This is a genomic window from Telmatospirillum siberiense (assembly GCF_002845745.1).
GTDB lineage: Bacteria > Pseudomonadota > Alphaproteobacteria > Rhodospirillales > Magnetospirillaceae > Telmatospirillum > Telmatospirillum siberiense.
Genome location: NZ_PIUM01000014.1, coordinates 58619 through 84769 on the forward strand (window position 1 = coordinate 58619; position 26151 = coordinate 84769).

26 protein-coding genes are annotated in these 26151 nt (G+C 61.8%); 22 read left to right on the forward strand and 4 right to left on the reverse strand.

What is annotated here, in order from left to right; genetic code table 11:
• Position 1: 1 nt before the first annotated feature.
• Positions 2 to 970: a quinone oxidoreductase family protein gene (locus tag CWS72_RS13250; protein WP_101251093.1), complete on the reverse strand. Its 969-nt coding sequence runs from the start codon at positions 968 to 970 to the stop codon at positions 2 to 4.
• A gap of 89 nt (positions 971 to 1059) precedes the next feature.
• Between CWS72_RS13250 and CWS72_RS13255 the strand changes: the two genes are divergently transcribed.
• Positions 1060 to 1917, forward strand: a complete 858-nt coding sequence (locus tag CWS72_RS13255; RefSeq protein WP_101251094.1) for a LysR family transcriptional regulator — start codon at positions 1060 to 1062, stop codon at positions 1915 to 1917.
• 58 nt (positions 1918 to 1975) lie between these two features.
• Here CWS72_RS13255 and CWS72_RS13260 read toward each other — a convergent pair whose 3' ends face one another.
• The gene (locus CWS72_RS13260; protein WP_101251095.1) at positions 1976 to 2590 is read right to left on the reverse strand and encodes a hypothetical protein; all 615 of its coding nucleotides are present in this window, start codon (positions 2588 to 2590) and stop codon (positions 1976 to 1978) included.
• A 245-nt stretch (positions 2591 to 2835) separates the two neighbouring features.
• On the reverse strand, positions 2836 to 3729 hold the full coding sequence (locus CWS72_RS13265) for a LysR family transcriptional regulator (protein ID WP_101251096.1): 894 nt from the start codon (positions 3727 to 3729) through the stop codon (positions 2836 to 2838).
• 96 nt (positions 3730 to 3825) lie between these two features.
• Here CWS72_RS13265 and CWS72_RS13270 point away from each other — a divergent pair, with 96 nt between their 5' ends.
• The 4 genes from CWS72_RS13270 to CWS72_RS13285 all read left to right on the forward strand — a co-directional run bounded on the left by CWS72_RS13270 (position 3826) and on the right by CWS72_RS13285 (position 7336).
• On the forward strand, positions 3826 to 4842 hold the full coding sequence (locus tag CWS72_RS13270; RefSeq protein WP_101251157.1) for an NAD-dependent epimerase/dehydratase family protein: 1017 nt from the start codon (positions 3826 to 3828) through the stop codon (positions 4840 to 4842).
• A gap of 231 nt (positions 4843 to 5073) precedes the next feature.
• Entirely contained in the window at positions 5074 to 5280 is a 207-nt protein-coding gene (locus tag CWS72_RS13275; RefSeq protein WP_101251097.1) for a cold-shock protein, read from the forward strand.
• Positions 5281 to 5593: 313 nt separating this feature from the next.
• Positions 5594 to 6916: a DEAD/DEAH box helicase gene (locus tag CWS72_RS13280; RefSeq protein ID WP_101251098.1), complete on the forward strand. Its 1323-nt coding sequence runs from the start codon at positions 5594 to 5596 to the stop codon at positions 6914 to 6916.
• Positions 6917 to 7087: 171 nt separating this feature from the next.
• Positions 7088 to 7336, forward strand: coding sequence for a hypothetical protein (locus CWS72_RS13285; RefSeq protein WP_101251099.1), 249 nt, complete (start codon positions 7088 to 7090; stop codon positions 7334 to 7336).
• A 75-nt stretch (positions 7337 to 7411) separates the two neighbouring features.
• On the opposite strand, the gene CWS72_RS13290 is transcribed toward CWS72_RS13285, so the two are convergent.
• Positions 7412 to 9112, reverse strand: coding sequence for a methyl-accepting chemotaxis protein (locus tag CWS72_RS13290; protein ID WP_101251158.1), 1701 nt, complete (start codon positions 9110 to 9112; stop codon positions 7412 to 7414).
• Positions 9113 to 9372: 260 nt separating this feature from the next.
• On the opposite strand from CWS72_RS13290, the gene CWS72_RS13295 reads away from it, so the two are divergent.
• The 17 genes from CWS72_RS13295 to CWS72_RS13375 all read left to right on the forward strand — a co-directional run bounded on the left by CWS72_RS13295 (position 9373) and on the right by CWS72_RS13375 (position 26121).
• Positions 9373 to 10179, forward strand: a complete 807-nt coding sequence (locus CWS72_RS13295; RefSeq protein ID WP_101251100.1) for a hypothetical protein — start codon at positions 9373 to 9375, stop codon at positions 10177 to 10179.
• A gap of 878 nt (positions 10180 to 11057) precedes the next feature.
• Positions 11058 to 13154, forward strand: a complete 2097-nt coding sequence (locus CWS72_RS13300; RefSeq protein ID WP_158240644.1) for a sigma 54-interacting transcriptional regulator — start codon at positions 11058 to 11060, stop codon at positions 13152 to 13154.
• Positions 13155 to 13577: 423 nt separating this feature from the next.
• Positions 13578 to 13856, forward strand: coding sequence for an ethanolamine utilization microcompartment protein EutM (gene eutM, locus CWS72_RS13305; RefSeq protein WP_101251102.1), 279 nt, complete (start codon positions 13578 to 13580; stop codon positions 13854 to 13856).
• A gap of 63 nt (positions 13857 to 13919) precedes the next feature.
• Positions 13920 to 14723, forward strand: a complete 804-nt coding sequence (gene pduB, locus CWS72_RS13310) for a propanediol utilization microcompartment protein PduB (RefSeq protein ID WP_101251103.1) — start codon at positions 13920 to 13922, stop codon at positions 14721 to 14723.
• Between the two features lie 12 nt (positions 14724 to 14735).
• Positions 14736 to 16403, forward strand: a complete 1668-nt coding sequence (locus CWS72_RS13315) for a propanediol/glycerol family dehydratase large subunit (RefSeq protein WP_101251104.1) — start codon at positions 14736 to 14738, stop codon at positions 16401 to 16403.
• Positions 16404 to 16416: 13 nt separating this feature from the next.
• Positions 16417 to 17064 (forward strand): propanediol/glycerol family dehydratase medium subunit, encoded by a 648-nt coding sequence (locus CWS72_RS13320; protein ID WP_274540599.1) that lies wholly within the window; start codon positions 16417 to 16419, stop codon positions 17062 to 17064.
• A gap of 27 nt (positions 17065 to 17091) precedes the next feature.
• Entirely contained in the window at positions 17092 to 17637 is a 546-nt protein-coding gene (locus tag CWS72_RS13325) for a diol dehydratase small subunit (RefSeq protein ID WP_101251105.1), read from the forward strand.
• A 108-nt stretch (positions 17638 to 17745) separates the two neighbouring features.
• Positions 17746 to 19575 carry a diol dehydratase reactivase subunit alpha gene (locus CWS72_RS13330; RefSeq protein WP_101251106.1) on the forward strand — a complete coding sequence of 610 codons (1830 nt, stop codon included), beginning with the start codon at positions 17746 to 17748 and terminating at the stop codon, positions 19573 to 19575.
• On the forward strand, positions 19572 to 20039 hold the full coding sequence (locus CWS72_RS13335) for a glycerol dehydratase reactivase beta/small subunit family protein (protein WP_101251107.1): 468 nt from the start codon (positions 19572 to 19574) through the stop codon (positions 20037 to 20039). Before CWS72_RS13330 ends, CWS72_RS13335 begins: the two co-directional genes overlap by 4 nt.
• Positions 20040 to 20049: 10 nt before the next feature.
• Entirely contained in the window at positions 20050 to 20664 is a 615-nt protein-coding gene (locus CWS72_RS28725) for a BMC domain-containing protein (RefSeq protein WP_101251108.1), read from the forward strand.
• 115 nt (positions 20665 to 20779) lie between these two features.
• Positions 20780 to 21397: a BMC domain-containing protein gene (locus CWS72_RS13345; RefSeq protein WP_101251109.1), complete on the forward strand. Its 618-nt coding sequence runs from the start codon at positions 20780 to 20782 to the stop codon at positions 21395 to 21397.
• A 58-nt stretch (positions 21398 to 21455) separates the two neighbouring features.
• Entirely contained in the window at positions 21456 to 22409 is a 954-nt protein-coding gene (gene eutJ, locus CWS72_RS13350) for an ethanolamine utilization protein EutJ (protein WP_101251110.1), read from the forward strand.
• Positions 22406 to 23245 carry an HFCD family protein gene (locus CWS72_RS13355; RefSeq protein ID WP_101251111.1) on the forward strand — a complete coding sequence of 280 codons (840 nt, stop codon included), beginning with the start codon at positions 22406 to 22408 and terminating at the stop codon, positions 23243 to 23245. Before eutJ ends, CWS72_RS13355 begins: the two co-directional genes overlap by 4 nt.
• On the forward strand, positions 23239 to 23511 hold the full coding sequence (locus CWS72_RS13360; protein WP_101251112.1) for a EutN/CcmL family microcompartment protein: 273 nt from the start codon (positions 23239 to 23241) through the stop codon (positions 23509 to 23511). The genes CWS72_RS13355 and CWS72_RS13360 overlap by 7 nt, the downstream gene beginning before the upstream one ends.
• The gene (locus CWS72_RS13365) at positions 23508 to 24116 is read left to right on the forward strand and encodes a cob(I)yrinic acid a,c-diamide adenosyltransferase (protein ID WP_101251113.1); all 609 of its coding nucleotides are present in this window, start codon (positions 23508 to 23510) and stop codon (positions 24114 to 24116) included. The genes CWS72_RS13360 and CWS72_RS13365 overlap by 4 nt, the downstream gene beginning before the upstream one ends.
• The gene (locus CWS72_RS13370; RefSeq protein ID WP_101251114.1) at positions 24113 to 24694 is read left to right on the forward strand and encodes a GlcG/HbpS family heme-binding protein; all 582 of its coding nucleotides are present in this window, start codon (positions 24113 to 24115) and stop codon (positions 24692 to 24694) included. The genes CWS72_RS13365 and CWS72_RS13370 overlap by 4 nt, the downstream gene beginning before the upstream one ends.
• A complete protein-coding gene (locus CWS72_RS13375; protein ID WP_199175679.1) occupies positions 24691 to 26121 on the forward strand; it encodes an aldehyde dehydrogenase family protein in 1431 nt (476 codons plus the stop codon). Before CWS72_RS13370 ends, CWS72_RS13375 begins: the two co-directional genes overlap by 4 nt.
• Positions 26122 to 26151: the final 30 nt, after the last annotated feature.

The window sequence follows — 26151 nt, forward strand, 5'->3', positions numbered from 1 at the left end:
CTCAGGGAATAAGGATCGCGGCGCCGAAAATGCGGCCAGCTTCCAGGTCGGCGTGGGCCTGGGCCGCCTGGTCCAGCCGGTATTCCCGTCCGATCCCGGTGAAAACGCCCCGTTCGCTCATGGCGAGCACGTCTCGCACGGCGGCCGGATAGGTTTCCCGTTCCGTCGTATAGGCCATGACGCTCGGACGAACGAGGGACAGGGACCTCGACGGCCCCAGGTCTTCGACCCTTATCGGGGGGATCGGGCCTGCCGCCTGTCCGATGCTGGCCACCGTGCCGAAGCGGCGGACGCAGGCCAGCGTTTTCGCCAGCATCGTTCCCCCGATGCCGTCGATGGCGAAATCGACGCCGCGGCCGCTCGTCAGCCGCCCGACTTCGGCGACGATGTCGGCATCACGGCCGACAATCACGTGGTCGGCGCCGTTTTCTCCCGCCGCTTCGGCTTTCTCGGGCGAGCCGGCGGTGCCGATCACGGTGGCGCCCAGATGTTTGGACCAGCGCGTCAGCATGGCGCCGAGTCCGCCCGCCGCCGCATGAACGAGGACGAGGCTGCCCATCGAGACGGGATGGACACGGGTAAGGAGCATGTGGGTGGTGAGGCCGCGCAGCAGTGAGGCCGCCGCCAGATTCGCGGAAATCGTTCCGGGGAGGGGGACGGCGCGCCAGGACGGCAGAAGCCGTGTCGTGGCATAGGCGCCGGGCAGCCCGGCATAGACGACCCGCTGTCCCACGGCGAGCTCGCCTGCTTCGGCACCGACCGCCTCGACGGTTCCGGCACCTTCCACGCCGAGAATGAAGGGGGCCGGCAGCGGATAGAGACCCGTGCGGTGATAGGTATCGAGAAAATTGACGCCGATCGCCTCGTGGCGGATGCGGATTTCCCCCGGTCCCGGCTCTTGCGGCGGCCAGGCCTCCACCTTCATGCGGTCAACCCCGCCCGGGCTCAGTAATTTTACGGCTCTGTCCATGGTGCACCTCGCTTTCGCACCCTTGTACAAGCTTGCCGGATGGCTGAAAATTATCTATGAACGACCATTATATGGGAAATTTTTAACATATGGATTGGGAAGATCTTCGTCATTTCGCCGCCTTCGTCGTCGGGGGAAGCCTTTCCGGCGCTGCCCGGCGGCTTTCCGTCGAGCATGCGACGGTGGCCCGGCGCATCGCGACGCTGGAGGAGGGGCTTGGGATAAAACTCGTCGACCGGCGGGGGCGGCGTCTCATGCTTACCCCCGACGGCGAGCGGGTGGCGGCGATCGCCGAACGGATGGCGCGGGAGACGGAGGGGCTATCCCGCCTGGCCCAGGGCGCGCGCTCGGAACTGAAGGGGGAGGTGGTCATCAGCGCGCCGTCGGCATATGCGGCGGCCCTTTTGGCCCGGCCGCTGGTGGCGTTGCAGCGCCGCCATCCCGATCTCCGTATCCGCCTGCTCGGCGAGGCGCGCCTGGTGTCGCTGGAGCATCGCGAGGCCGACATCGCAATCCGTCTCAGCCGGCCGGAGGCGGGGGACCTTACGGCGGTGAAGCTCGGCGAAATGCCGTTCCATCTTTATGCGGATGCGGCCTATTTGAAAGAAACGGCCGCGGCGGACTGGCGCTTCGTCGGCGCCGACGGCGCCATGGCGGGATCGCCTCAGCAGGTTCTGGCCGAAAAAATCGCGGCGGGCCGCAATTTCGGGCTGGCCTCGGATCATGCCGAGATCCAGCTCGCCTTCGTGCGGGCGGGAGGCGGCGTCGCCATGCTGCCGGACTTTATGGCGCTCTCCGAGCCGGGGCTTGTCCGGGCGTCTCCCGGCGAACCGGCGCTCCGGCGCGAGGTGTGGCTCGTGGTGCATTCCGACGTGAAGGCGGCGGCACCGATCCGTGCCACCGTCGATTGCCTGAAATCCCACATCGGGAAGCATCTGGAACCATGAGCGGGATCAATGTTCCGACGTGATGGGGGCCTTTCCCGTTCATCCGGAAACGAAATTCTCAACCGAACAGCGCGTCGATGTCGGCCTGGCCTATCTCCTTGGCGGGAGGCGAGTCCGTCTTCTCGGAGAAAACCTGGTCGACATGCGCCTGGTTAACCTTGTCGTCCGGTGGAGCGTCGGCGATTTTTCGGCCCAGCACCGATTCTTCGATGGATCGCAGCGTCTTGAGCGCGCGCTGGATGCGCTGGCCCGTCAGATCCTGAAATCCGCAGGCCTCGAAGATGGCCGTGACGTGATTGAGGACGGCGAATCTGATCTCGCTGGGAACGCCGTCGGTATCGATGAGTTCGGAGACATGTTCGGCGGCGTCCATGATCCGGTTGGCCGCCTCGGCGTTGAGGCGGATGACAGCCTCGATCTCCTGGCCGGGACCGCCGACGTCTTCAATGTTCGGACGGGCCGTCACCTGGCTCAACAGATCGCCGATCTTGTCCAGCACCTCGCTGGAACTCATGTCGTTCAGCTCGACGCTGCCGGCGACATCGGCACGCACCTCCTTGATGCGTTCGATGGTGAAGGTGTGCATCGCCTCCAGCCGCGCGGCCAGGGCCGCCAATTGAGCGGCGGTGACGGGCTGCCGGTTGTCCTCGGGGTGAATGTCTGTGTCCTGCATCTTAGGGCGCGGTCCTACCGAAAGAGATAACATATGATACCATCCTCCTCCTCCCTGAGGAAATGCGACGCAGCCGAGGGCTGATTCGATGAGGAGGCGGGGCCGAAATCCATCCTGCAAGTCAGGGTGGAGTTTAGCCGGCTGGAAGGCATTGGAATGTCCCCGAATTGGGACGTTTGAGTATTAAATGTCCGAGACATTTTGTCCCAGGCATGCAATGCCGGTCTTCCGCCCATGGCCGCCAATCATGGTGGGTCGGTATGGAACCGCAGCCCCTCCGCCAGCGCATCGAAAGTGATCCGGCAACAGGGGCTGTTTCGCAGATCTTCATGCATGCTTACCCAGATTTCCATCTTCAGGGAAAATTGATCCGGAAACAGGCGGACGAGCGCGGCGTCGCGTTTGGCCAATCCGACTTGACAAATCCCGATGCCGGCGCCGGCCCTTATCAACGCCAATTGCGCAAGATCGCTATCGGTGCTGATGGCGAAAGCGTCGCGTTGAAAATCCGGAAAGGATTTGGCCGCCTCGCGAACGAAGGCCGTGCCTTCGTCGAAGCCGATCAAGGCGTGACGGGCCAGATCCCCGGTCTGCCGCGGCGTACCCTGGCGTTCCAGATATCGTCTCGTGGCGTGTAATCCCAATTCGATTGTCCCGACCCGCCGCGCGACGAGCGACACCTGCCGGGGGCGGGTCATGCGGACCGCGATGTCGGCTTCCCGGCGCAGAAGGTCCTGTATCTTATTGGTGAGGGCCAGTTCCACCCGCAGATCGGGATGCTGTTCGCGGAGGCCGGCGATGATGGCCGGCAGTACTTCGACGCCGATCACGTCGCTCGCCGTTACGCGAACGGTGCCTCGCATGCCGGGGCCTTGGCTCGACGCCACCCGTTCCAATGCGGCGGCGGCGGCCTCCATCGATTCGGCATAATGCACGAGCCTTGACGCCGCGTCGGTCGGCAGGAGACCGCTTTGCGATCGCGTGAACAAGGCGACGCCCAGCGCCTCCTCAAGCGCCGCGATATGCCGGCCGATGGTCGGCTGCGCGACGCCCAGCCGGCGGGCCGCTCCTGAAAGAGAGCCCTCCCTGAGGACGCCCAGGAAGGAACGGTAAAGATCCCAGCCGATATCGTAGGTCATGCAAAAATGTATGAATACTGCACATATTTTGTCAATTACGTATAGTCAGGCATTGGCCGAGATTGATCTCTTCATCCCCTCCTTGTGGAGATCGTCATGGAAGACAACGACACTGTACTGGTCCTCGGTGCCTCGGGCGGCATCGGCGGAGAGCTTTCGCGTCAGCTTCGCGATATCGGGTGGGCGGTCCGCGCCTTGCGCAGAACTCCGCGAGCCGCGTCCGTCTCCGAAAACGGGATGACCTGGTTGACCGGTGACGCCCTCAACAGGCGGGATGTCGCGGCGGCGGCCGATGGCTGCTCGGTCATCGTGCATGCCGTGAACCCGCCGGGTTATCGGCATTGGTCGGAACTGGTGCTGCCGATGTTGGACAATACGATCGCCGCCGCGACACGGTCGGGGGCGACCATCCTGTTGCCCGGCACGATTTATAACTATGGTCCGGACGCGTTCCCGATGGTGACCGAGGAGTCTCCTCAGCACCCGGTTACGCGCAAGGGCGCCATTCGGGTCGAAATGGAAAGGCGGCTGCGGGAATACGCGCGGAACGGTGGTCGCGTGTTGATCGTTCGCACCGGGGATTTCTTTGGGCCGAAGGCGAGAAGCAACTGGTTTTCGCAAGGCTTGGTCAGGCCTGGGCGCGTGGTCCGAAAGGTCCTTTCGCCCGGGGTTCCCGGCGTCGGTCATCAATGGGCCTATCTGCCGGATGTGGCGCGCACGATGGCGCGGCTCCTGGTTCGGCGCGAGGAGCTCGCGTCCTTTTCCACCTTTCAGATGGCCGGCCACTGGGATCCCGACGGATCCCTGATGACCGGGGCGATCCGTCGGGTCGTGGCCCGCCGGACGGGTGTCGAGCCCCGCGTCTCGGATTTTCCATGGTGGCTTCTGACCCTGGCATCGCCTTTCGTCGCGACATTTCGCGAGATGCAGGAGATGCGTTATCTGTGGCGGGTGCCGATTCGCATGGATAATGCGCGTCTGGAAGCCGTCCTCGGCGACGAACCGCATACTCCGCTGGACGAGGCGGTGGAGGCTACGCTTCGGGAACTGGGCTGCCTCGATGCGCGGGCTTCGGCCGGGTGGCGGCCTTCCGGTCCCGTATCGCTCGAGTAATGGTTGAGGCCGTCCTGCGCCATCCCTATCGCATCGGTGCGATTGCCCTGGGATTTCTGCAATTTTTCGGTTGCAAAATACTTTGCCAAACGTCATTTCACGAGAGTCGAAGAGTTTGGGTTTCTTCCCCTCGCGGCATCACGTCCGGTGCCATATGTGGATCTTCCCTATAACTGATTTGATGTCCCCCGCGATGGCGCGCGGGGATAACGCCGGCTTTGGAGGATACGCATGCCCACAGGCACCGTGAAATGGTTCAACAACACAAAGGGCTTCGGCTTCATTCAGCCCGATGACGGTTCGGCCGACGTCTTCGTTCACATCTCGTCGGTCGAGCGTGCCGGGCTCATCAATCTGGGTGAAGGCAAGAAGCTCAGTTTCGATGTCGAACGCGGACGGACCGGGAAGCTGGCGGCGGTCAATCTCGTCGCGCTCTGAACCCTGCCCGGCGACTGAGGGGCAAGAATTTAAACCAGGGCAAGCGGGGTTACCCGATTGCCCTGTTGCCCCGGGCGGAATTTCTTGACTTCTCCGGCCTGAGCCTCGATAGTCCATTGCCCGTGACACAGTTGCGGATGTTGGCGAACCGGCCGCGTGATCGGACAGATGTTGTCCGCTCCTCCGTTAAAAGCCTTCCATAGAGTTTTCGGTCCGGCTTCCGTCACGCGGAGCCCCCGATCAGCGCCCGTATCAGACCCCGGCCGTAGCGGTCGCGGGGAATGGGCGTTATCCACTGAAAGATAATATAGTTTTGAATAGTTTTACCGATTTTGGCCTTGCCGCGCCGATTCTTCGCGCGCTGGCGGCAACCGGTTATTCGTCTCCCACCCCCATCCAGGCCCAAGCCATTCCCCCCATCCTCGCCGGCCGTGACGTGCTTGGCATCGCCCAGACGGGCACGGGCAAAACCGCCGCTTTTGCGCTGCCCATTCTTCATCATTTGGCGCAGCGGCCCCTGCGGGCCCCCCGGGGCGGTTGTCGGGCGCTAATTCTCAGCCCCACCCGTGAATTGGCCAGTCAGATCGCCGAGAACTTCCGGACCTATGGGGCCGGCCTCGGTCTTACCGTGGGGGTCGTTTTCGGCGGCGTGGCGCATGGGCCGCAGCTCAAGGCCCTTGCCCAGGGTCTCGATGTCCTGATCGCCACGCCGGGCCGTCTGCTTGACCACATTCAGGCTCGCGCCGCCATCCTGGGAACGGTTGAATTTCTGGTGCTGGATGAAGTGGACCGGATGCTCGATCTGGGCTTCATCAGACCGATCCGCCGTATCGTCGCCGAACTGCCCAGGCGTCGGCAGAATTTATTCTTTTCGGCCACCATGCCGGACGACATTCGCAAACTGGTGGGCGAATTGCTCTCCGATCCGGTCGAGGTCGCGGTTACTCCGGTGGCGGCGACGGCCGAGCGGGTTCACCAGCAGGTGTTTCTCGTCGAGAGTCCCCGCAAACGGGATTTCCTGGTTGAATTGCTGGCCGATAAGGCGATGGCCAGGACCATCGTTTTCACCCGGACCAAACGCGGCGCCGACAAGGTCGCCCAGCATCTCGAGCAGGCCGGCGTCTCGGCCTGCGCCATCCATGGCAACAAGAGCCAGAGCCAGCGGGAGCGATCGATCTCGACATTTCGCTCGGGCGCGGTGCGGGCCTTGGTGGCCACCGATATCGCGGCACGCGGTATCGATGTCGACGGCGTCACCCATGTGGTGAATTTCGAACTTCCGGACGTCGCCGAGAGCTATGTGCACCGCATCGGGCGGACCGCCCGCGCGGGAGCGGAGGGGACGGCCATCTCGCTGTGCGGCAACGAAGAGAGCGATCTGCTGCGCGCCATCGAAAAACTGACGCGGCTGCACTTGCCCGTCGTCGATCGGCGTTCGGGGCATGTCCGGGTTCAGCCGTCGGTCGTCCAGACCGTCGCGAGGGGGGCGGCCGTAGTACCGTCCGCCAAGCCGAAGACCCGGCGCATGCCGGCGCCCTCGCGCAATCCGATCGATCGCGTCGAGGCGGCGCGGCACGATCGTTCCGACCTGTCCGAATTGTCCAAACTGTCGTTCCTGCGGCCCAGGATGACGTGATCGATCGATGGACGGGGACGTTCATTCAGGAAATGAGCCCGGCTTTTTGTCGGTGGGAGGCAGAGAGCCGGGTGTGTTTCGACGCATTCGGCTCTAAAGTGCTTCAATGTGACGCTGGAGCCGTCCAGCGTAGCGAGCCGAAGGCTGGCTGATCATTCGGGAGAAAGAACCATGCCGGAGATGTCTCAATTCGAGCTGAGCCGCGTCTATGCCAAGGGGTGGTCGGCCGGCCGGGCCAGCCCTCTCGATCCGGGCGGAGACGCCCTGGACGCCGAGATCGACGCTCTCAATCCCTACAAAATCACCGAGGAGCGGAATCGGTGGATGGCGGGATATAAGGATGGCCTGCGTCGTGCCGAAGAACTCGACGGGCGTGCTCAACGGCCGAGCCGGAGCGCGGGGACGAACGGTACGCCCTGAAGACGGGGGCTTCCGTCGGGTCGGTGGGGCGGGTCCCAAAGCCTGAGGCCTGGGACCCGCCGAGCGGACATCATGTCATGCCCGCACGGTGGCCAGAAAGTGGTCCACCTGACCGCGCAGTAGATCTGCCTGCCCGGTCAGTTCCGACGAGGCCGCCAGAACCTGGGTCGAGGCTGCTCCGGTCTGCGTGGCGGCCTGCCGGACGGTGGCGATGGAGGCGGAAACCTGCGCGGTGCCTTGCGCTGCCTCATGAACATTGCGGCTGATTTCCTGGGTGGCGGCGTTCTGTTGCTCGACGGCGGCGGCGATGGCGCCGGCGATATCGTTGACCTCCCTGATGGTGTTGGCGATGCCCTGGATGGCGGCCACCGCTTCGCCGGTTGCCGTCTGGATGTCGCCGATCTGCTGGGCGATGGCGCCCGTTGCCCGGGCCGTCTGATTGGCCAGGGATTTGACCTCGCCGGCGACCACGGCAAATCCCTTGCCGGCGTCGCCGGCCCTGGCCGCTTCGATGGTGGCGTTCAAGGCCAGGAGATTGGTCTGGCTGGCGATGTCGGTGATCAGGGCGATCACGTCGCCGATCTGGTTGGCCTTGGCCGACAGTCCATCGACGATGGCGTTGGTTTCATCGGCCTGGGACGCCGCATGGCGAGCCTTGTCGGCGCTTTCACCGATGCGCCGACCGATTTCGCCGATCGAGGCGCTCAATTCCTCGGCCGCCGCGGCAACGGTCTCGACATTGTTCGAAGCCCGTTCCGAAGCGCCGGCGACCAGACTGACCTTCTGTTCGGTCTCGTCGGCGCTGAGGTTGAGCGCCTTGGCCGAAGCGCTGAGTTGGGAGGCCGAGGAGGAAACGGTGCTGACGACGCCCCGCACCCGGTCTTCGAAAGACTGTGCCAAGGCGGTCATTTCCCGCTTCTTGTCGATCTCGGCCTGCCGGGCGATTTCCGCCTGCCGGGCGCGGAAGGCGTCGGCTTCGATGGCGTTGGCCTTGAACACGCCGACCGCGCTGGTGATCTGGCCGATTTCATCCCGGCTGACCGAGGGCGGCACTAAGACGGTCAAATCGCCGCCGGCCAGCGCCAGCATGGCGTCGGTCAGGCGCCGCAACGGGCGCAGCGACATGACCGTCCATGCGGCGAACCCCAAGCCCAGCAGCAAGGCGCCGGCGCACAGGTTGATCATCAGATGCTGGAAACCTTGCGCCGTCTGGCGGGCGGCCGCGGCCTCGCCCTGGCTGCGCCGTTCCTCCAGATCGATGAACTGGTTGATGCGCGCCAGCCATTCGACGAAGGCCGGGCGAGCCTGTTCCAGAAGGATCTCCTGGGCCTTTTCCACCTCGCCGTTCCGGCGGTTGGCGATCACCGTTTCGATGGCCGGGACCGTGCGTGCCTCGGCGGCCTTGATGGCGGCCAGAATGGTCCGCTCCTCATCGGTGACGTCGCGCCCCTCGGCGAACATGCCGTCGAGGGCCGTCGCCGACGTCTGATACAGACCCGCCAGCCGGCGGATGTCGGCTTGGATCGTCTCCTGGATGTCGGGTCGCGATACCAGAACCACGTCGCGGAGCGCGATGGAGCGGTCATGCACGCTGCCCCGGAAATTGATGGCGTAGCGCTGTTTGACGGCGTTGACGTCGTTGATACGGGTCAGCGCCTTGTCGATGGCGTTGACCTCGTGGATACCGACGGCGGTCAGGATGGCGAGCAGCAGCAAGACCGCGCCGAAGCCCAGGAACAGGCGCAGTCTTATGGTGGCGTTGACGATTCGGTTCATGACGACCCTCAAGAAATAAGCGATCCGGTTGGAGGTCACCTTAATCAACCCTTCTACATTTATAAAAACGATATTTTCATTGCGATAAATGGTGTTTATCGATTAGTAATCTGTGGTTGGGTCCTGTTCCGCCTCCTTCGGGCAGGGCAATCGAGGGAACCCGATTACCATGCCCCGTCGGTTCGTTGGTTCGTCGGCGTTTTCAGTCGGCGCCGGTCATGGTAGACTACCTCCCAAACAGGCTGTTTCCGGAGACGACCATGACCTCCACCAATCAGGTATCGGCATCGATGGGTGTGAATGCCCTGCTCAATAAGCAGCAGGCGAAGCACACAGCCTTGTTGAAGGAAATGGCCAGCGGATCCCTTCAGTCGTCCATGGCCACCGCCCTGGCGACGCCCTTGCAGACCGAGATCAGCACCATCGGCGTGGTGCAGCAAAACGTGAATATCGCCAGTAGCGCTCTGTCGACGTCGCAACAGGCGCTCAGCAGCGTCAGCAACAATCTGACCAAGATGCTGAGCACCGCGTCCGAAGCCTTGAGCGCCAACTCCTCGGTCAGGGAAACATTGTCGCAGCAGTTCGACACGCTGCTGCAGCAGACCAGCAACTATGTGAGCAATGCCTCGGTCAACGGGATCAATCTGGTCTCGTCCAATTCCAATTCGATGACGGTCGACACCACCACCCACGGCGGGCAGATCACCGTTGACAGCCAGGCCTCCGACGCCGCGTCCCTGGGCGTGAGCAGCACCGCTTCATCGGGGTGGGCCACGTCCTCGTCGATCCAGACCTCGATCAGCCAGGTGCAGTCCGCCCTGAACGAAGTGTCCAACACCCAGGCCCGCCTGGCTGCGGCGCAAAGCGCGCTGAGCTTCGCCAGCCAGGTCAATCAGTCGAGCCTGCTTGCCGTCACGCAATCGGCATCCGCCGTTTCCGATGCCGATATAGCCTCGGTGGCGGCCGATTCGAAAAGCAGCCAGGCCCAGACCGTACTGGCCACCGCCGCCGCGCAGCAGGAAAACATGCTTGCCGAAACGGTGCTTCAGTTGTTCAAGAACCGCTGATCCGCCGAGACGGATAGTTTCCTCAACCGAGGATGGGCTCTCGTCCAGAGGGCCTTCACGTCGCCGGCTCCTCGGTTCGTCGGGTTTCCGCTTCTCCCCCCGCAATTATCCCCGCGATTTTCCCATCTCTGCCATTTTGTCGATTCTCCATGCGCCGGAGATGGGGCTAAGGCTGTGTCGAAACCGTCGAAAGGTCGACGGCGGCGTGTCGATGGGTGTCGAACCTTCGACGCGCGGAAGATGCTTCCCGGTTTGCAGTTGAATGCGATGAATGGCGAAAACATGCGGATCTGACGCCTGTGGGCGCTATCGCCATGGATTATAAAATGGCGTGGCATGAAGCCGGCGCGAGTCTTGCTACGCGAGGGGGAAAACTCGGAATGCCTATAAATCCGAAACGGGGGGTGTCATGGAGTCACATATCGGATCGATTGGCCTGCGGACGGACTGTCCGTGGTTCGTCCTGGTGGGCCGGCCGGCCGGATCGGCAATGTCGCTTGGCGGGGGCATGATCCCCGACCGGTGCGACGAAAGCTCGACCGCATCCTGATCTCCGTTCAGCCGTCGCTGGTGTTGCTGGCGACAGGTCGCATCCGATCTGTTTCCCGTCATGGTTTATCGATATGTCTTTTTCTCTCAGCTTGGCGGTAGAATTCCGGATCTGTTTCCTATGATCTTTGGGGGGTGGTTTCCTGTGGAGGGGGCGTCGTAAGAGTAGGGTGGGGATAACAAGAAGATCTTAATAAGATTAAGTCCAAGAAAGCAGTGATCATGGAGGCGAAATGACCCAGTGTTCACAACTTAAAACTTCCAATGAGAAACTTCGGGATTCACTTAGCGAGATCGAGAATACGCATTTTGTGGCACCGGATAGACTGTTGGATACCACCAATGTCACGTTGACGGACCTGTTCGAGGTCGAGCAGCTTCAGAAAATCCAGGATGCTTTCGCCAAGGCGACAAAGGTTGCCTCCATCATTACCCACCCCAACGGCGTGCCGGTGACGAAGCCCAGCAATTTCTGCCGTTTATGTAACGATATTATTCGCAAGACCGATAAGGGGTTGGCCAACTGCATCTGTTCCGATGCCGAAATCGGTAAGCGCAATCCCGATGGTCCGACCATTCGTGTCTGTTTGAGCGCCGGGATCTGGGATGCCGGTGCCTGCATCAGCGTTGGCGGCAAGCATATCGGCAACTGGCTGATGGGGCAGGTGAAGAACGAATTGGTTCCGGACGAGCAATTGCTCCACTACGCCGGTGGGATCGGTGCCGACGAGGGTGATTTCCGCAGAGCCCTGCAGGAAGTGCAGATCATGTCGATGGAGCAGTTTCGCGACATCGCCGATCTTTGCTATATCCTTGCCAACGAACTTTCGCTGAAGGCGTTTCAGAATCTTCAGCAGGCCCGCCACATCGCCGAACGGAAGATGACCGAGGTGGCGTTGAGGGAAAGTTCCGAGCGGTTGAAGCTGTTGCTCGACGTCAACAACGCGGTGGTCTCGAAGCTGGGGCTTCCCCAACTGGAACGACTGATTCCGACACGGATACGCCAAGCGATGCAATGCGATTCCGTCTATTTGTCGATGCCTGGCGCCGAAGGGCAGTATTTTTCCGTTAAAGGTTTGGATTTTCCGACCAGCCGGGGCTACCTGCGCGAAGGGATGATCCTCGATATGCATCCCGTCGGCGATCCGTCGGCGAAACCGCCGCCGCGTGGAACCATCACCCGTCTCAAGGGGCAAGTGACCAGCGTTCGGCGGATCAACGAAATGGAAGGGTTCAAGTCCGAGTGTCTTATCCCGGTGGTCGCGGCGGGTGAGAAACTGGCGGTTTTGCACCTGAACGATCGTTCCGTGGACCATTTCTCCTCCCAGGATGCGGCATTTCTCACTCAGGTCGCCAACCAGATCGCCATCGCGGTCAAGAACGCCTTGCAATATCAGCGTTTGAGCAGGTCATGCGAGCGTCTGGTCGAGGAAAATCTCTATCTCGCCAAGGAAATTCAGGCCGAGCATCCATTCGACGAGATCGTCGGCGGCAGTCTGGCCCTGCGCAAGGTATTGGGGCATGTGATGACCGTCGCCGGAACCGATTCGACTGTTTTGATCAGCAGTGAGACCGGAACCGGCAAGGAACTGGTGGCGCGCGCCATTCATAACCGCAGTGATCGCCGTGACCGAATGTTTGTCCGGCTGAACTGTGCCGCCATTCCCGCCGGTTTGTTGGAAAGCGAGTTGTTCGGGCACGAAAAAGGTGCGTTCACCGGCGCCGTCGAGCGGAAGATCGGCCGCTTCGAGGTCGCCAACGGCGGGACTTTGTTCCTCGATGAGATTGGCGACATTCCGCTGGAACTGCAGCCGAAACTGCTGCGCGTCCTCCAGGAGCAGGAATTCGAAAGATTGGGGTGCACGCGGTCGATCCGCGTCAATGTCCGGGTGGTCGCGGCGACGAACCATGATCTTCGACAGATGATGCGGGAGGGACGGTTCCGCGCCGACTTGTATTACCGCCTGAATGTCTTTCCGATCTATCTGCCGCCGTTGCGTGAACGCAAGGGAGACATCCCTGATCTGGTCAAATACTTCGTGACCAAATACGGGCGAAAGATGGGGCGGCAGATCGACGAGGTTCCGGGAAGCGTGATGGACGCCTTGATGACTTACGACTGGCCCGGCAATGTGCGGGAACTCCAGAATCTCATTCAGCGCGCCGTCATCCTGTCTCCGGACAATGTGCTGATTTCGCCGTTCGCCGAACTCAACGAAACCAATTCGGGCAGGCAGGAAATCCAGGTGAAATCGTCGCAGACGACGCTTGTCGAACGGGAGCGCGACTACATCCAGCGAATTCTTGAAGAGACCGGCTGGGTGTTGGGGGGGAGCGATGGCGCCGCGGCCAGACTGGGCGTTCCCCGGACGACGCTGATCTACAAAATGCGGCGGCTCGGGATTCCCCGTCAGCCGTACAACTGAGCGGCCGTCGAGTCCCGATGGCGCGTTTCTGATCCTTCTCGTCCCTCGTGGACTGGCGGATTGAACGCATTTCGGCGGCCAATTCCTTCCAATGAAAGACCTCCTCTTCCCTGGCGGGAGAGGAGGCGACCAGTCCCCCCAGAGTGCGGATTCCGGACAGGCCGTCGGCATGTCAACGGCGTGCCGGCATTCCTTCCCCCGATCTTTCTTGAAGTCGCGTCGAAGTGTCGAACGATCGTCGATCGATCGACACTTAAGAGTCGAATTCCGTCCGTCCATCGACGGGAAACGGGGTGGGCATATGCGGCAAATTCCCCCGTAATTCATTGTAAAATAAGTAATTTATCTCCCTGTCGAGGGGCTTACCCCAAGTGGCATACGCCTTGCGATGCCTATGGCACGAGCTGTCATGGAGGATGTCATATGACCAAAGAGGCGCTGGGAATGATCGAGACGCGAGGCTTGATCGCAAATATCGAGGCGGCCGACGCGATGGTGAAAGCCGCGAATGTGGTTTTGGTCGGTCAGGAAAAAATCGGGTCCGGCCTGGTTACCGCAATGGTTCGTGGGGATGTCGGCGCGGTCAAGGCCGCTACCGACGCGGGAGCCGCCGCGGCCGGCAAAGTCGGCGAAGTGGTTTCCGTCCACGTCATTCCGCGGCCACACGCGGACGTCGAAAAAATCATCCCTTCCGGTCTGTAGAGGCGGGCGGACGTTCGCAACCAATAAACCGAGCCATTCGGATAGCACGTGGAGGAATAGTCGATGTCGGAAGAGATGGTTGACAAGGTCTTGCAGGAAGTCATGAAGAGAGTGGGGGCGTCACCCGCCGTTGCGGCAACTGCCCCCGCGCTCGAAATCCCTTCCGTGCCGGCCGATCTGACGCACCTGACCGAGTATGTCGGTTGCGGTATGGGTGATACGCAGGGAATTGTGATCGCCAACCTGGATCCGCAGATCCATTCGATCCTTGGTTTCGATCCGAAATATCGTTCGATCGGGGTGATCGGCGGACGCACCGGAGCCGGCCCCCAACTGATGGCGGCGGATGAGGCGATCAAGGCGACCAATACGGAAGTCATCCTCATCGAAATGCCGAGGGACACCAAGGGCGGTGCCGGTCACGGCAATTTGATCGTTTTCGGGGCCGAGGACGTCTCGGACGCCAGGCGAGCGGTGGAAGTGACGTTGCAGGTTCTGCCGAAATATTTCGGCGACGTCTACGGCAACGATCAGGGTTATACGGAAAACCAATATACCGCGCGTGCCAGCAAGGTCCTCAACGTCGCCTTCGGCGTGCCGGAAGGCAAGGCGTTCGGCTTGATTCTCGGCGCTCCGGCGGTAATCGGCATGCTGATGATCGACGCCGCGGTGAAAGCCGCCGACGTGCAGGTCCTGGGCGTCGGAACGCCGAAGAGAAACACCAGCTTCTCCAACGAAGCCTTCATCTGGGTTACCGGTGACTCGGGTGCCGTCCGGCAGGCCGTCATTGCCGGCCGCGAGGTTGGCAACAAACTGCTTTGCGCTTGGGGACAGACGCCGAAATCCTCCGGCACTCCATACATTTAAGGGGGCCCCGAGATGGCAAAAAGACAGAAGCGATTCCTGGTTCTCGCCGATCGCCCGGTCAACAAGGACGGTTTCATCAAGGAATGGGTCGATGTGGGGCTTGTCGCAATGGACAGCCCCAACGATCCGAAGCCTTCGATCCGCATCGAAAACGGCGTCGTCACCGAACTGGATGGAAAGCGCCGCAATGAGTTCGACATGCTCGACTACTTCATTGCGGATCATTGCGTCGACAAGAGTGTGGCCGAAGAGGCGATGGCCATCGAGTCGTTGAAATTCGCCCGCATGCTGGTCGACATCAACGTCCCCCGCGCCGAGCTGGTTCGCCTGTCGGTCGGTTTCACGCCGGCCAAGGTCGTCAGCATTCTCAGGGAGCTGAACGTCGTCGAGCTGATGATGGCGATGCAGAAGATGCGCTCGCGCAAGCCGCCGATGAATCAGGCCCACATCACCAACCTGAAGGATGCGGCTCCCTTGCTGGCCGCGGATGCCGCCGAAGCCGCCTATCGCGGTTTCGCCGAGATCGAAACCACGGTCGGTGTCGGCCGCTACGCGCCGATGAACGCGCTTGCCCTGCTGGTCGGCGGGCAGACCGGTCGTCCGGGCGTGCTGTCGCAATGCGCGGTGGAAGAGGCGCTCGAGCTCAGCATGGGAATGCGCGGCCTGACCTCCTACGCGGAAACCGTGTCGGTCTACGGAACCGAGCAGGTGTTCATCGACGGCGACGATACGCCCTGGTCGAAGTCGTTCCTGGCCTCGGCCTATGCCTCGCGCGGACTCAAGATGCGCTACACCTCGGGTACCGGATCCGAAGTCCAGATGGGCTATGCCGAGGGCAAATCGATGCTCTATCTGGAAGTCCGCTGCATCATGGTGACCAAGGGGGCGGGCGTCCAGGGACTGCAAAACGGCTCGATCAGCTGTATCGGCGTGCCGGGTGCGGTTCCGGCCGGGATCAAGACGGTTCTCGCCGAGAACGTCGCCACCGTGCTGATGGACCTCGAAGTGGCGTCGGGCAACGACCAGACCTTCACCCACTCGATCGAACGCAACACGGCGCGGATGTTGATGCAGTTCCTGCCCGGGACCGACTTCATCTTCTCCGGTTACGCGGGCGAGCCGAACTACGACAACATGTTCGCCGGCTCCACCCACGATGTCGACGACTACGACGACTATCTGGTGCTGCAACGCGATCTGCAGGTCGACGGCGGCCTCAATCCGGTGACGGAGGAAGGTGTGATCGCCGTGCGAAATCGGGCCGTTCGCGCCTTGCAGGCGGTGTTCGAGGAGGTCGGTCTTCCCGCGATCACCGACGACGAGGTCGAACGCGCGACCTACGCTCATGGCTCCAGAGACATGGGTGATCGCGATGTTCCAGAGGATCTGCGCGCCATCGACGACTTCATGAAACGCGGATCGACCGGCCTGGACATTGTTCGCGCCCTGGCCAAACGGGGATTCCCCGATATCGCCGCCGCCGTGCTCGAGATGCAGAAGGGCAAGGTCGCCGGCGACTATCTTCAGACCTCCGCCGTCTATACGGACAAGTTTGAAGTGGTGAGCTCGGTCAACCACCCGAACGATTACCAGGGACCAGGCACCGGCTATCGCCTAGAGGGCGAACGCTGGGAATTCCTGAAGAACATCCCTCAGGCAATCGATCCTGAGAGCATTTAGGGCGGGAGATCGAATGATGCAGATATCCGAAGAGATGGTGCGGCAGATCATCCTGGAAGTTTTACAGCAAACTCCCACGACGACGACCGCCACCAAGAATCCGGGAGTCACCGTCCCACCCCTTTCCTTCAGGGAAATTGGGACGGCCAAGGCGGGAACCGACCGTAACGAAGTGGTCATCGGCGTGCCGCCGGCTTTCGGCACGGCGATGACCAAGACGATCATCGATATTCCCCACAGCGACGTGTTGAAGGAACTGTTCGCGGGTATCGAGGAGGAGGGGCTGAAAGCCCGTCTGGTCCGCGTGGGGCGTACCGCCGACGTCGGGGCGATCGCCCATGACGCCGCCATGCTCAGCGGCTCGGGCATCGGTATCGGCATTCTGTGCCGAGGAACCGCGGTCATCCATCAGCGGGATCTCGAGATTCTCCAGAACCTCGAGCTGTTTCCCCAGTGCCCGCTGGTCGACAGGGACGTGCTTCGCGCGATCGGCCGTAATGCGGCCAAATACGCGAAGGGCGAACATCCGACCCCGGTTCCGACGCGCAGCGACCCGATGGCCCGGCCGAAATATCAGGGCCTCGCCGCTCTGCTCCATAACAAGGAAACGCAGCATGTGAAGCTCGGCGCGCCCAGCGTCGAACTCGCCGTGCAGCGCTGAGGCGGACCCCCAGGGAGAAACACACTCATGGCTCAACAGAAAGACGAAATCAGTCCCGACATGATCGTCGCCGCCGTTCAGCGCGTTCTGGCGACGCTGAACCAGACGGCGACCAATCCCGGCGGGACATGCGGCGCGGCAAGTGCCGGCGGTGCCGGCAAGCTTGACGCGAAGAAGGATTATCCTCTCAGCGGCAAACGGCCAGATCTGGTGAAATCGGTCACCGGCCTGGGATTGTCGGACATCACCTTGGACAAGGTGGTGGAGGGCAAGCTCAGTTTCGACGACATCAAGATCCATCCGGACACGTTGGAATATCAGGCGCAGATCGCCGAGAGCGCCGGACGGCCCCATTTGGCCGGAAATCTTCGTCGCGCCGCCGAACTGACGCGCATTCCGGATGCCCGTGTGCTGGAGATCTACAGCGCGCTTCGCCCCTATCGGTCGACCAAGGCGGAGCTGCTGGCGATCGCCGACGAACTCGACAGCAAATACCAGGCGAAAGTTTGCGCGTCTTTCGTTCGCGAGGCGGCGGAAGTCTACGAAAAGCGAGGAAGAAACAAGGTCGTCTAATGCCAAGACCCGATGAGGATGACTCATCGGGTCTTGGGCTGGCCCATTGAGGGTCAGGTGATCGGTTCTGATCACCTGGAGCAGGTATAAACGATCGGTGTTCGATAAATGATCTATATAGCTGGTGTCGATATCGGAAATAACACGACGGAAGTTGCCGTAGCGCAAGTATTCGGCAAGGAAGACGTGCGGTTTCTATCCAGCTCCATGGTCAGAACCGTTGGCATCAAGGGTACTCTACGCAATGTCATGGGGGTGATCGATGCCTTGGACCAGGCTCTTGAACCCCTTGGCATTGCGCGTAAGCAATTGGACGTCGTCCTGCTTAACGAGGCCACCCCGGTCATCGGCGATATCGCGATGGAGACCATCACCGAAACGGTGATCACCGAATCGGCGATGATCGGCCACAACCCCGCGACGCCGGGCGGCTGGGGCCTGGCGCAAGGGCGGACCATTCGGCTGGAGGATCTGAAGACGGCATCCGCCGGCGGTGACTCCTGGGTGGTCGTCGTCCCCGGCACGGTGGAATTCGAAGCCGTCGCAAGGCAGCTCAACGAGGCGACGGCGAGAGGGTGCAAAATCACCGCCGCCATCGTTCAGAAGGACGATGGGGTCCTCATCAACAACCGGCTGTCATCGCCTATTCCCATCGTGGACGAGGTCAAGTTCATCGATCGCGTTCCGGTGGGGATGCCGGCCGCCGTCGAGGTCGCGCAAGTCGGCAGAACCATCGAAAAGCTGTCGAATCCTTATGACATCGCCACTCTTTTCCAACTGGACCCCGACGAGACGAGACAGGTGGTTCCGATCGCCCGGGCCTTGATGGGAACGCGCAGCGCCGTGGTGATCAAGACTCCGAAAGGCGATATCGAGGAACGCCGGATTCCCGCCGGAAAAATCATTCTGATCGGACACCGCCAGCGGGTCGAAGTTCCGGTGGACGAGGGGGCCGACGCGATCATGGCGAAGGCCGCCACCGTCTATCCCCTGGAAGAGGTTCAGGCGGAAACGGGCACCAATGTCGGCGGCATGTTCGAACAGGTCCGCCAGGTAATGGCCGATCTCACCGATATGCCGGTCAGTGCGGTGCGGGTGCAGGACATCCTTGCCGTCGACACCTTCAAGCCGCAACAAATTCTGGGCAGTCTGGCCGGCGAATATGCCATGGGCAACGCGGTCGGCCTTGCCGCCATGGTGAGCACGCAGAAGCTGCCGATGCAGCGTCTGGCCAGGAAGCTGGAGGAGGAGATCGGCGTTCGGGTCGTCGTCGGCGGGGTCGAGGCCGACATGGCCATCAGGGGTGCCCTGACCACGCCCGGGACGCGCGCGCCTTTGGCGATCGTCGACGTCGGCGGCGGCTCCACCGATGCCTCGCTGATCACCGAGGGCCGCGAGATCCACAGCACCCACCACGCGGGGGCCGGCGACATGGTGACGCTGCTCATCAACACCGAGCTTGGCCTGGAAAACTTCGATCTGGCGGAGAACATCAAGCGGTATCCCTTGGCCAGGGTCGAATCCCTGTTCCATATGCGTCACGAGAACGGATCTGTGGAGTTTTTCCGTGAACCGCTGGATCCACGCCTGTTCGGGCGCACCGTCGTCCTCACCGACAGTGGGGCGGTGCCGGTGGAAAGCAAGGAGTTGCTGGCCAAGATCGTCGCCGTCCGCCAGCAGGCGAAGAGGAAGGTGTTCGTCCGCAACACGCTGCGCGCCCTGGAGCGGGTGGCGCCGGCCGGCAATATCCGTCTGGTCAGCTTCGTGGCACTCGTCGGCGGTTCGGGTCTCGATTTCGAAATCCCCAAGATGATTTCCGACGCGCTGCTGGAGTATGGCGTCGTCACCGGACGGGCCAATGTTCGCGGCACCGAAGGTCCCCGCAACGCCGTGGCGACCGGGCTCGTGCTGGCCTTCGCGCAGGAGTACCAGGGATGAGCGGCATGGACGACATCTCCCTCGTCGCCGCCAGACGGCCCGCGGTGCAAATCGTCACCTGCCGGGCGGACGCCCTGCAGATGCAGCCGATCCTGTGGGGGATCGAGGAGGAGGAGATACCGGCCGAATTGACCGAGATGCCGGCCGGGACCGCCGTCGCCCTCGCTCATCAGGCGGCGCACATGTCCTCGCTCAACGTCGGAATCGGGATCAACGGCATCGACGATGTGGTGGTGCTTCATCATCGCGACCTGCCGGCTGAAAAGCCGTTGTTCGTCGTGGAACGCCAGTCGATGAGAGTTCGGGAACTTCGCAACATTGGGAAGAACGCGGCCCGGTTGGTCAAGGGAGACCCAATGGTTTTCGATGAAGAAAATATGGAAGAAGAAACATCTCCGAAAATGTCCCCCGATGAGCTGGAAAGTATTGTCAGCGCCATCGTGAGACGTCTCGCGAATAAATAGGGAACGTGACATGGACGTGCGCAGCTTGGGACTGATCGAAACCTGGGGGCTTACCGCGGCGATCGAGGCGGCCGATGCCGGCGCCAAGGCCGCCAATGTCAGCCTGCTTGGCCTTGAATTGGCCCGCGGTGGCCTGGTCACGGTGAAGTTCTCCGGTGACGTGGCGGCGGTCCATGCGGCGGTCAGCGCCGCATCCGTGGCGGCGGGAAGGGTGGGCAAAGTGGTTTCCACCCATGTCATCGCCCGTCCGAACGAACAGCTTCATCGCGTCGGGCTCGATGGCGCCGCGTCGCGGGACAGGCGCCCTCCGGCGGTCGCGGCACCCGTCGGGATCGAGGTCGTGCCGGTTCAGTCCGACGCCGTGGCGCCTGATGTCGAGACACCTGACGGGTCTGCCGATCCGGCACCGGTGGAGCCTCCGGCGATCGAGCCATCCCCCATACCCGAGATCACGCCGGACCCGCAGGAGCCCGTGTCCCCTCGGGAGTCCGCGGTTCCTTCGACGGTGGTCGCCCCGCGCGCCGTCGAAGCCGTCACCCCGCCGCCGGTGCCGCCGGCGTCCAAGGGGTCCGCCGGTCAGCCTGGAAAGAGAACAAGGAGGCCAAAACCGAAAAATAGATCATAAAAAAACGAATAATTCTGGGAACTTCATGTTTAATACGAAGGTTATTTAAATATAAGAACGAACTTCTCTTAATATTGTGATGAAAAATTAGAATCACAAAAGTAAGGAGTGGCCCGTGGTTGAGCTTCGTACCTTCGCATATATCGACAGATTGCAGCCGCAGTTCGCCGGATATTTGGGAACGAACATGAGGGGTTATCTTCCCGTTGTGGGGATGGCCGCGACATTCATCGAAATCGCTCCCGGCATGATGATCAATCAGGTTGCCGACGCCGCCTGCAAGGCGGCCTTCGTTCAGCCCGGTTTCATGATTGTCGAACGCAGCTTCGGAATTCTCGAGTTCCATTCGAAGGCGCAGGCCGACGTGCAATATGCCGGCGAGGCCGCGCTGAAGCGTCTGGGAACGGCGTTCGAGGAGAAGATCAGACCCAAGGTCCTGGCCTCGGACATCATCCATAAGGTCAATGATTACCACGCCCAGGTGATCAATGTGAATCGTCTGGCCTCGCTGCTGATCGCCGGCCAGGACCTGTACATCATGGAAGTGGTCCCGGCGGCCTACATCGTCCTTGCCGCCAACGAAGCCGAGAAAAGCGCGCAGATCACGCTGGTCGACGTGCGCGTGTTCGGCGCGGTCGGGCGCTTGTATCTGAGCGGCAGGGAATCGGATGTCGAGCGGGCGGCGAAAGCGGCGGAGACGGCGATCGCCAATGTCGTCGGACGGGAGGAGTGACTCCCGTCCGGAGAAGAAGTCGTGTGCGGTTTCACAGAGAAGATTGTGGTTATCGAAGATGAATACAGACCGAAACAGTGACGTGACGTCTTCATCGAGCGAGCCCGGACAGGCCACGGCGGGAATCCGTCCGGCGGCCAACCAGCTTCTCATGGATTTCGATGCCGCCCTGGGGCTGGAGGATGTCCCGCCGATCGGCGAACCGCTCTATGCCGGCGTCGACCTTGGAACGGCCTACATCGTCACCGCCGTGGTTGACGGGGCGGGACGGCCCGTCGCCGGCGCCCTGACGCGCAGCCAGTCCAGCGTGCGTGACGGGCTGGTTCTCGATTACATGGGGGCGATCTCGCTCTTGCGGAACCAGGTCAACGCGATCCGGCGGGCGGGTTTCGAGATTTCCGACGCGATGGCCGCCTATCCTCCCGGTACGATGGGGGGCAATGCCAAGGCCTTCGCCAATGTTCTCGAAGCGGCCGATCTGCACGCGGTCGGCCTGATCGACGAACCGAGCGCCGCCGCCGAGGTACTCGACATCGATGACGGCGCGGTGGTCGATATCGGTGGCGGGACCACCGGGATATCGGTGATCAAGGGCGGCAAGGTGATCTACACCGCCGACGAGGCGACGGGCGGTACCCATGTCGATCTGGTGCTGGCCGGCAATTTCAAGATCGAGATCGCCGAAGCGGAAAGAATGAAGACCGATCCGCGGCGGCAGAAAGACCTCTTTCCGCTGGTTCGTCCGGTGTTTCAGAAAATGGCGTCGATCGTCAGGACCCATCTGGCGGAACATCCGGTTGAAACCCTGTATCTGGTGGGGGGGACCAGCGCCTTTCCCGGCATCGTCGAGGTGATGGCGCAGGAAACCGGACTTCAGGTGATGCTGCCGGTCAATCCGCTGCTGGTGACCCCCTTGGGGATCGCGCTCCGCTGCGCGCGGAACAGCCGGGATGCCCAGAAGCCCGCGATCGGCCGCGCCGTGGGTGCCGTTGCCGGGCGGAAGGCATCATGAGCACGGGTGATCAGGTGACGGATCTCGTCACGGCGGTGTTGAGCCGGCTGTTGCCGCGTCTGGGCGCGGACGGCAGACGCGGATCGCTGATCGTCGTCTTCACCGGGGCGACGGTCGGATACGATGGCGCGCTCGACCAGCTGCGCTCGCTGATCCTTCGCGGTTTCCACCTTCGCCTGGGATTTTCGGAAATGGCCGATCATCTCTACGGCGAACCATTGCGCGAGCAATTGGCCGGGTTTCCGCAATGGTCGTCATTGCCGCCGTTCACCTGGCTGCGCGACCTGCGCGAGGCGAAAGGCGTCGTTGTTCCCATGCTCAGCGTCAATTCGTTGTCCAAGGTCGCCGGATTGATCGGCGACAACCAGGCCAGCAATCTCATCTTGCATGGATTGTTCACCGGAAAACCGGTGGTGGTGGCGAAAAACGGCGTCGAGCGGAACCGGGGGCGGGTCGAACTCGGCTTCCATCACGGGGGGCCGTCCCTCTGGCGGGCGGTCGACGATCGCCTTCGTCTGGCGGCCGAATACGGATGCACGCTCACCGATATCACCCAACTGGCGGCGGTGGCCGACGGGTTGGCGGGCGGCTCCGACGCGATTGTCGCTGCGGCGGGCGATGTCCCGACCGGCCGTTCTTCCGTCAGCCGGGTCGTCACCAACAAGGTCATCACCCAGGGAGACGTCGTGGAGGCTCATCGCGCCGGAGCCGACATGCGCTGCATGCCGCAGGCGGTCATCACGCCTCTTGCCCGCGAGACGGCGGCGAGGTTGGGGGTTCATCTGGTCCGCGACGCAGCTACCGACGGACCGCGGGGAGGATTGCAGGGATGTTGATTGGATTGGTCATTGGAACGGTCGTCGCCTCCCGGAAACATGAACGGTTGGTCGGGAGCAAGATTCAGATCGTCCAGCCGCTGGATCCGCGAAGTTCGGCGCCGCAGGGATCTCCATTCGTTGCCGTCGACGCGGTCGGCGCCGGCGTCGGTGAACAAGTCCTCGTCGTTCAGGGAAGTGCGGCCCGCACGGCGGTGGATATCGAGAACTCTCCGGTCGACGCGACCATCGTCGGAATCATCGACCAGTTCGAAATCGGGGCATGAGCGGTCTGGCGGGTGGATCGGGAAGCAGGATGGCGAGCGCGATGAAAAGCAAGATCTATACGCGCAAGGGTGACGGCGGCGAGACCAGGCTGTTCAGCGGTGAGACGGTCTCGAAAGCCGACCTCAGGGTGGACGCCTATGGAACGCTCGACGAGCTGCAGGCGCATCTGGGAATGGTGCGGGCGCTGGTCGATCTGGCGCCGGTACGCGACACTATTTTTCGCATCCAGCAGGATCTTTCCGCCGCCTGCGCGCAATTGGCGTCGTCTCCCGAGGCGCTGTCCCGGTTGAGCCGGCGGATCGGTCGCGACGACGTGGCGAGATTGGAGGAAGCCATCGATAAGCTGGTCGCGGCTTACGGCCTGCCCAGCGGATTCATCGTTCCCGGACGCTCGCCCGACAGCGCGGCGGCGCATATCGCGCGCACCGTCTGCCGGCGCGGCGAGCGTCTGGTCGTTTTGCTCAATCGCGAACTGCATGGCTTCGACGACATCTCGATGTATCTGAACCGGCTATCGGATTTCCTTTTCGCCCTGGCCTGGTCGCTGGAAGTCGTCTGCGTCGTCCGGCAGGTCGCAACGGAGATGGCGGAGGACCGATCATGAAAACCCTGCCCTGTGTGATCGCCCAGAGGCTGGCCGAGACTTGCCGGACGGAAGCCGTGGTCATCAATGTTCCGATGGCGGTCGCGCTGGTCGACGCCGAGGGGGGACTCCTGTCGTTCTCCCGCATGGACGGAACCTTGCCGGTGAGTACGGAGCTGGCCGTTTCCAAGGCCTACACCGCGGCGGTTCTGCGCATGGCCACCCATGAGCTCGGGCCACTGGCGCAGCCGGGCGCGGCCCTCTACGGGATTCAGAACGGTCACGACGGAAAGATCGTCCTCTTCGGGGGCGGCTATCCGCTGGTCACGCAAGGCCGGGTGATCGGTGCGCTGGGGGTCAGCGGCGGAACGGTCGAGGAGGATATGCGGGTTGCGCAATCGGCCATGAAAATATTCGAGAAAATGGAAGTGGCGTCACAAAAAATAAGTACCTGCATAGACGCCGGAAGCGCCGGATCACTGCCCATGGAAGTCATCGAGAAGACATTGAAAAAAGAGATCTGTGATCAATTCTCCGATTTCATTCCGCTCGATGTTCTCGAGGCCTTGGTCGGCGGCGTCATTCTGGCGCTGGCATGACGAAGAAGACGCGGATGGAGGATCTTGGAATGAATGCCGACGGACAGCAGATCGCTACCCTGGTCAGAAAAGTCCTGGATCAACTGGTCGCCGAAGGCCCGCTCTCCCCGGTGGCGGGGTGTGACGGGATTTTCGCGACGATCGATGATGCCGTCGAAGCCGCCGTCGCCGCGCAGCGGAAACTGCTCCCGATGACGCTTCTGAAGCGCAAGGAGATCATCGCCAATATTCGCGGCCATGTCCTTGAGAACAATGAGAGAATTGCCAGGCTGGCGGTCGAGGAGACCCATCTCGGGCGGGTCGAGGACAAGATCCGCGAAAACATCCTGTGTGCCGAGAAGACCCCCGGTGTCGAGGACATCCAGCCGGTCGCGATCAGCGGCGATCACGGGTTGATGCTGCTTGAATATGCGCCCGTCGGAATAATCGGCGCGCTGACGCCGATCACCAATCCGACGGGAACCATCATCAACAATGCCATCAGCATGATTTCCGCCGGCAATTCGGTGGTGTTCAACTGCCATCCCAGCGCCAGGGAAACCAGTCGGCAGGTGGTCCGCCTGATTCACCGGGCGATCGTCGCGGCCGGTGGTCCGGCGGGGCTGGTCGGCATGGTCGAGGAACCCACCCTCGACACCGCCAGGGATCTGGTGGCGCACCCGAAGATCAATCTGCTGGTGGCGACCGGCGGAAGGGCCGTCGTCGATGTCGTGCTCCGTTCCGGCAAGAAGGCGATCGGCGCCGGGGCCGGCAATCCTCCCTGCCTGGTCGACGAGACCGCCAACATCCGCCGCGCGGCCGAATGCATCGTCAATGGCGCCAGCATCAACAACAACATTTTTTGTATCTGTGAAAAAGAAGTGATCGTGGTGCGGGAAGTGGAAAACGCCCTGGTCAAGTTCATTCAAGAAACCGGGCGGGCCTATCTGCTTTCAGACGAGGAGAGTGCAAGGGTAACTAAACTCGTCGTCAATGATGGAGCTATCAACGCCAAATATATTGGGAAAGACGTACAAATTATTCTGCGTGACGTGGGAATTAACGTGGATGAGGCATGCCGGTTAGCCATTTTTAGGGCGCCGCCGGATCACCCCTTGGTGTGGAAGGAACAGATGATGCCGGTTTTGCCGATCGTCTGTGTCGAGGGCGTTCAGGAGGGTATAGAGCTCGCCGTAAAAGTCGAAAAAGGAAACAGGCATACCGCAATCATGCACTCGACAAACGTCGAGAATATGACGGCGTTCGCACGTGCAATACAAACGACGATTTTCGTAAAAAATGCACCGTGCTATGCGGGAATAGGACTGGGTGGTGAGGGGCACACATCTTTTACTATTGCTGGACCAACGGGAGAGGGGTTGACCTCTGCGCGCACCTTTACAAGGCAGCGGCGATGCGTTCTTTCTGAATCATTCAGGATTATCTGACCTGGTTCTGGATGGGGAATATTTTAAATA

Excerpts from the sequence above, each read along its gene's own strand:
- CWS72_RS13250 (WP_101251093.1), bottom strand. The coding sequence starts at position 970 with ATGGACAGAGCCGTAAAATTACTGAGCCCGGGCGGGGTTGACCGCATG.
- CWS72_RS13255 (WP_101251094.1), top strand. The coding sequence starts at position 1,060 with ATGGATTGGGAAGATCTTCGTCATTTCGCCGCCTTCGTCGTCGGGGGA.
- CWS72_RS13260 (WP_101251095.1), bottom strand. The coding sequence starts at position 2,590 with ATGCAGGACACAGACATTCACCCCGAGGACAACCGGCAGCCCGTCACC.
- CWS72_RS13265 (WP_101251096.1), bottom strand. The coding sequence starts at position 3,729 with ATGACCTACGATATCGGCTGGGATCTTTACCGTTCCTTCCTGGGCGTC.
- CWS72_RS13270 (WP_101251157.1), top strand. The coding sequence starts at position 3,826 with ATGGAAGACAACGACACTGTACTGGTCCTCGGTGCCTCGGGCGGCATC.
- CWS72_RS13275 (WP_101251097.1), top strand. The coding sequence starts at position 5,074 with ATGCCCACAGGCACCGTGAAATGGTTCAACAACACAAAGGGCTTCGGC.
- CWS72_RS13285 (WP_101251099.1), top strand. The coding sequence starts at position 7,088 with ATGCCGGAGATGTCTCAATTCGAGCTGAGCCGCGTCTATGCCAAGGGG.
- CWS72_RS13290 (WP_101251158.1), bottom strand. The coding sequence starts at position 9,112 with ATGAACCGAATCGTCAACGCCACCATAAGACTGCGCCTGTTCCTGGGC.
- CWS72_RS13295 (WP_101251100.1), top strand. The coding sequence starts at position 9,373 with ATGACCTCCACCAATCAGGTATCGGCATCGATGGGTGTGAATGCCCTG.
- eutM (WP_101251102.1), top strand. The coding sequence starts at position 13,578 with ATGACCAAAGAGGCGCTGGGAATGATCGAGACGCGAGGCTTGATCGCA.
- pduB (WP_101251103.1), top strand. The coding sequence starts at position 13,920 with ATGTCGGAAGAGATGGTTGACAAGGTCTTGCAGGAAGTCATGAAGAGA.
- CWS72_RS13315 (WP_101251104.1), top strand. The coding sequence starts at position 14,736 with ATGGCAAAAAGACAGAAGCGATTCCTGGTTCTCGCCGATCGCCCGGTC.
- CWS72_RS13320 (WP_274540599.1), top strand. The coding sequence starts at position 16,417 with ATGATGCAGATATCCGAAGAGATGGTGCGGCAGATCATCCTGGAAGTT.
- CWS72_RS13325 (WP_101251105.1), top strand. The coding sequence starts at position 17,092 with ATGGCTCAACAGAAAGACGAAATCAGTCCCGACATGATCGTCGCCGCC.
- CWS72_RS13330 (WP_101251106.1), top strand. The coding sequence starts at position 17,746 with ATGATCTATATAGCTGGTGTCGATATCGGAAATAACACGACGGAAGTT.
- CWS72_RS13335 (WP_101251107.1), top strand. The coding sequence starts at position 19,572 with ATGAGCGGCATGGACGACATCTCCCTCGTCGCCGCCAGACGGCCCGCG.
- CWS72_RS28725 (WP_101251108.1), top strand. The coding sequence starts at position 20,050 with ATGGACGTGCGCAGCTTGGGACTGATCGAAACCTGGGGGCTTACCGCG.
- eutJ (WP_101251110.1), top strand. The coding sequence starts at position 21,456 with ATGAATACAGACCGAAACAGTGACGTGACGTCTTCATCGAGCGAGCCC.
- CWS72_RS13355 (WP_101251111.1), top strand. The coding sequence starts at position 22,406 with ATGAGCACGGGTGATCAGGTGACGGATCTCGTCACGGCGGTGTTGAGC.
- CWS72_RS13360 (WP_101251112.1), top strand. The coding sequence starts at position 23,239 with ATGTTGATTGGATTGGTCATTGGAACGGTCGTCGCCTCCCGGAAACAT.
- CWS72_RS13365 (WP_101251113.1), top strand. The coding sequence starts at position 23,508 with ATGAGCGGTCTGGCGGGTGGATCGGGAAGCAGGATGGCGAGCGCGATG.
- CWS72_RS13370 (WP_101251114.1), top strand. The coding sequence starts at position 24,113 with ATGAAAACCCTGCCCTGTGTGATCGCCCAGAGGCTGGCCGAGACTTGC.
- CWS72_RS13375 (WP_199175679.1), top strand. The coding sequence starts at position 24,691 with ATGACGAAGAAGACGCGGATGGAGGATCTTGGAATGAATGCCGACGGA.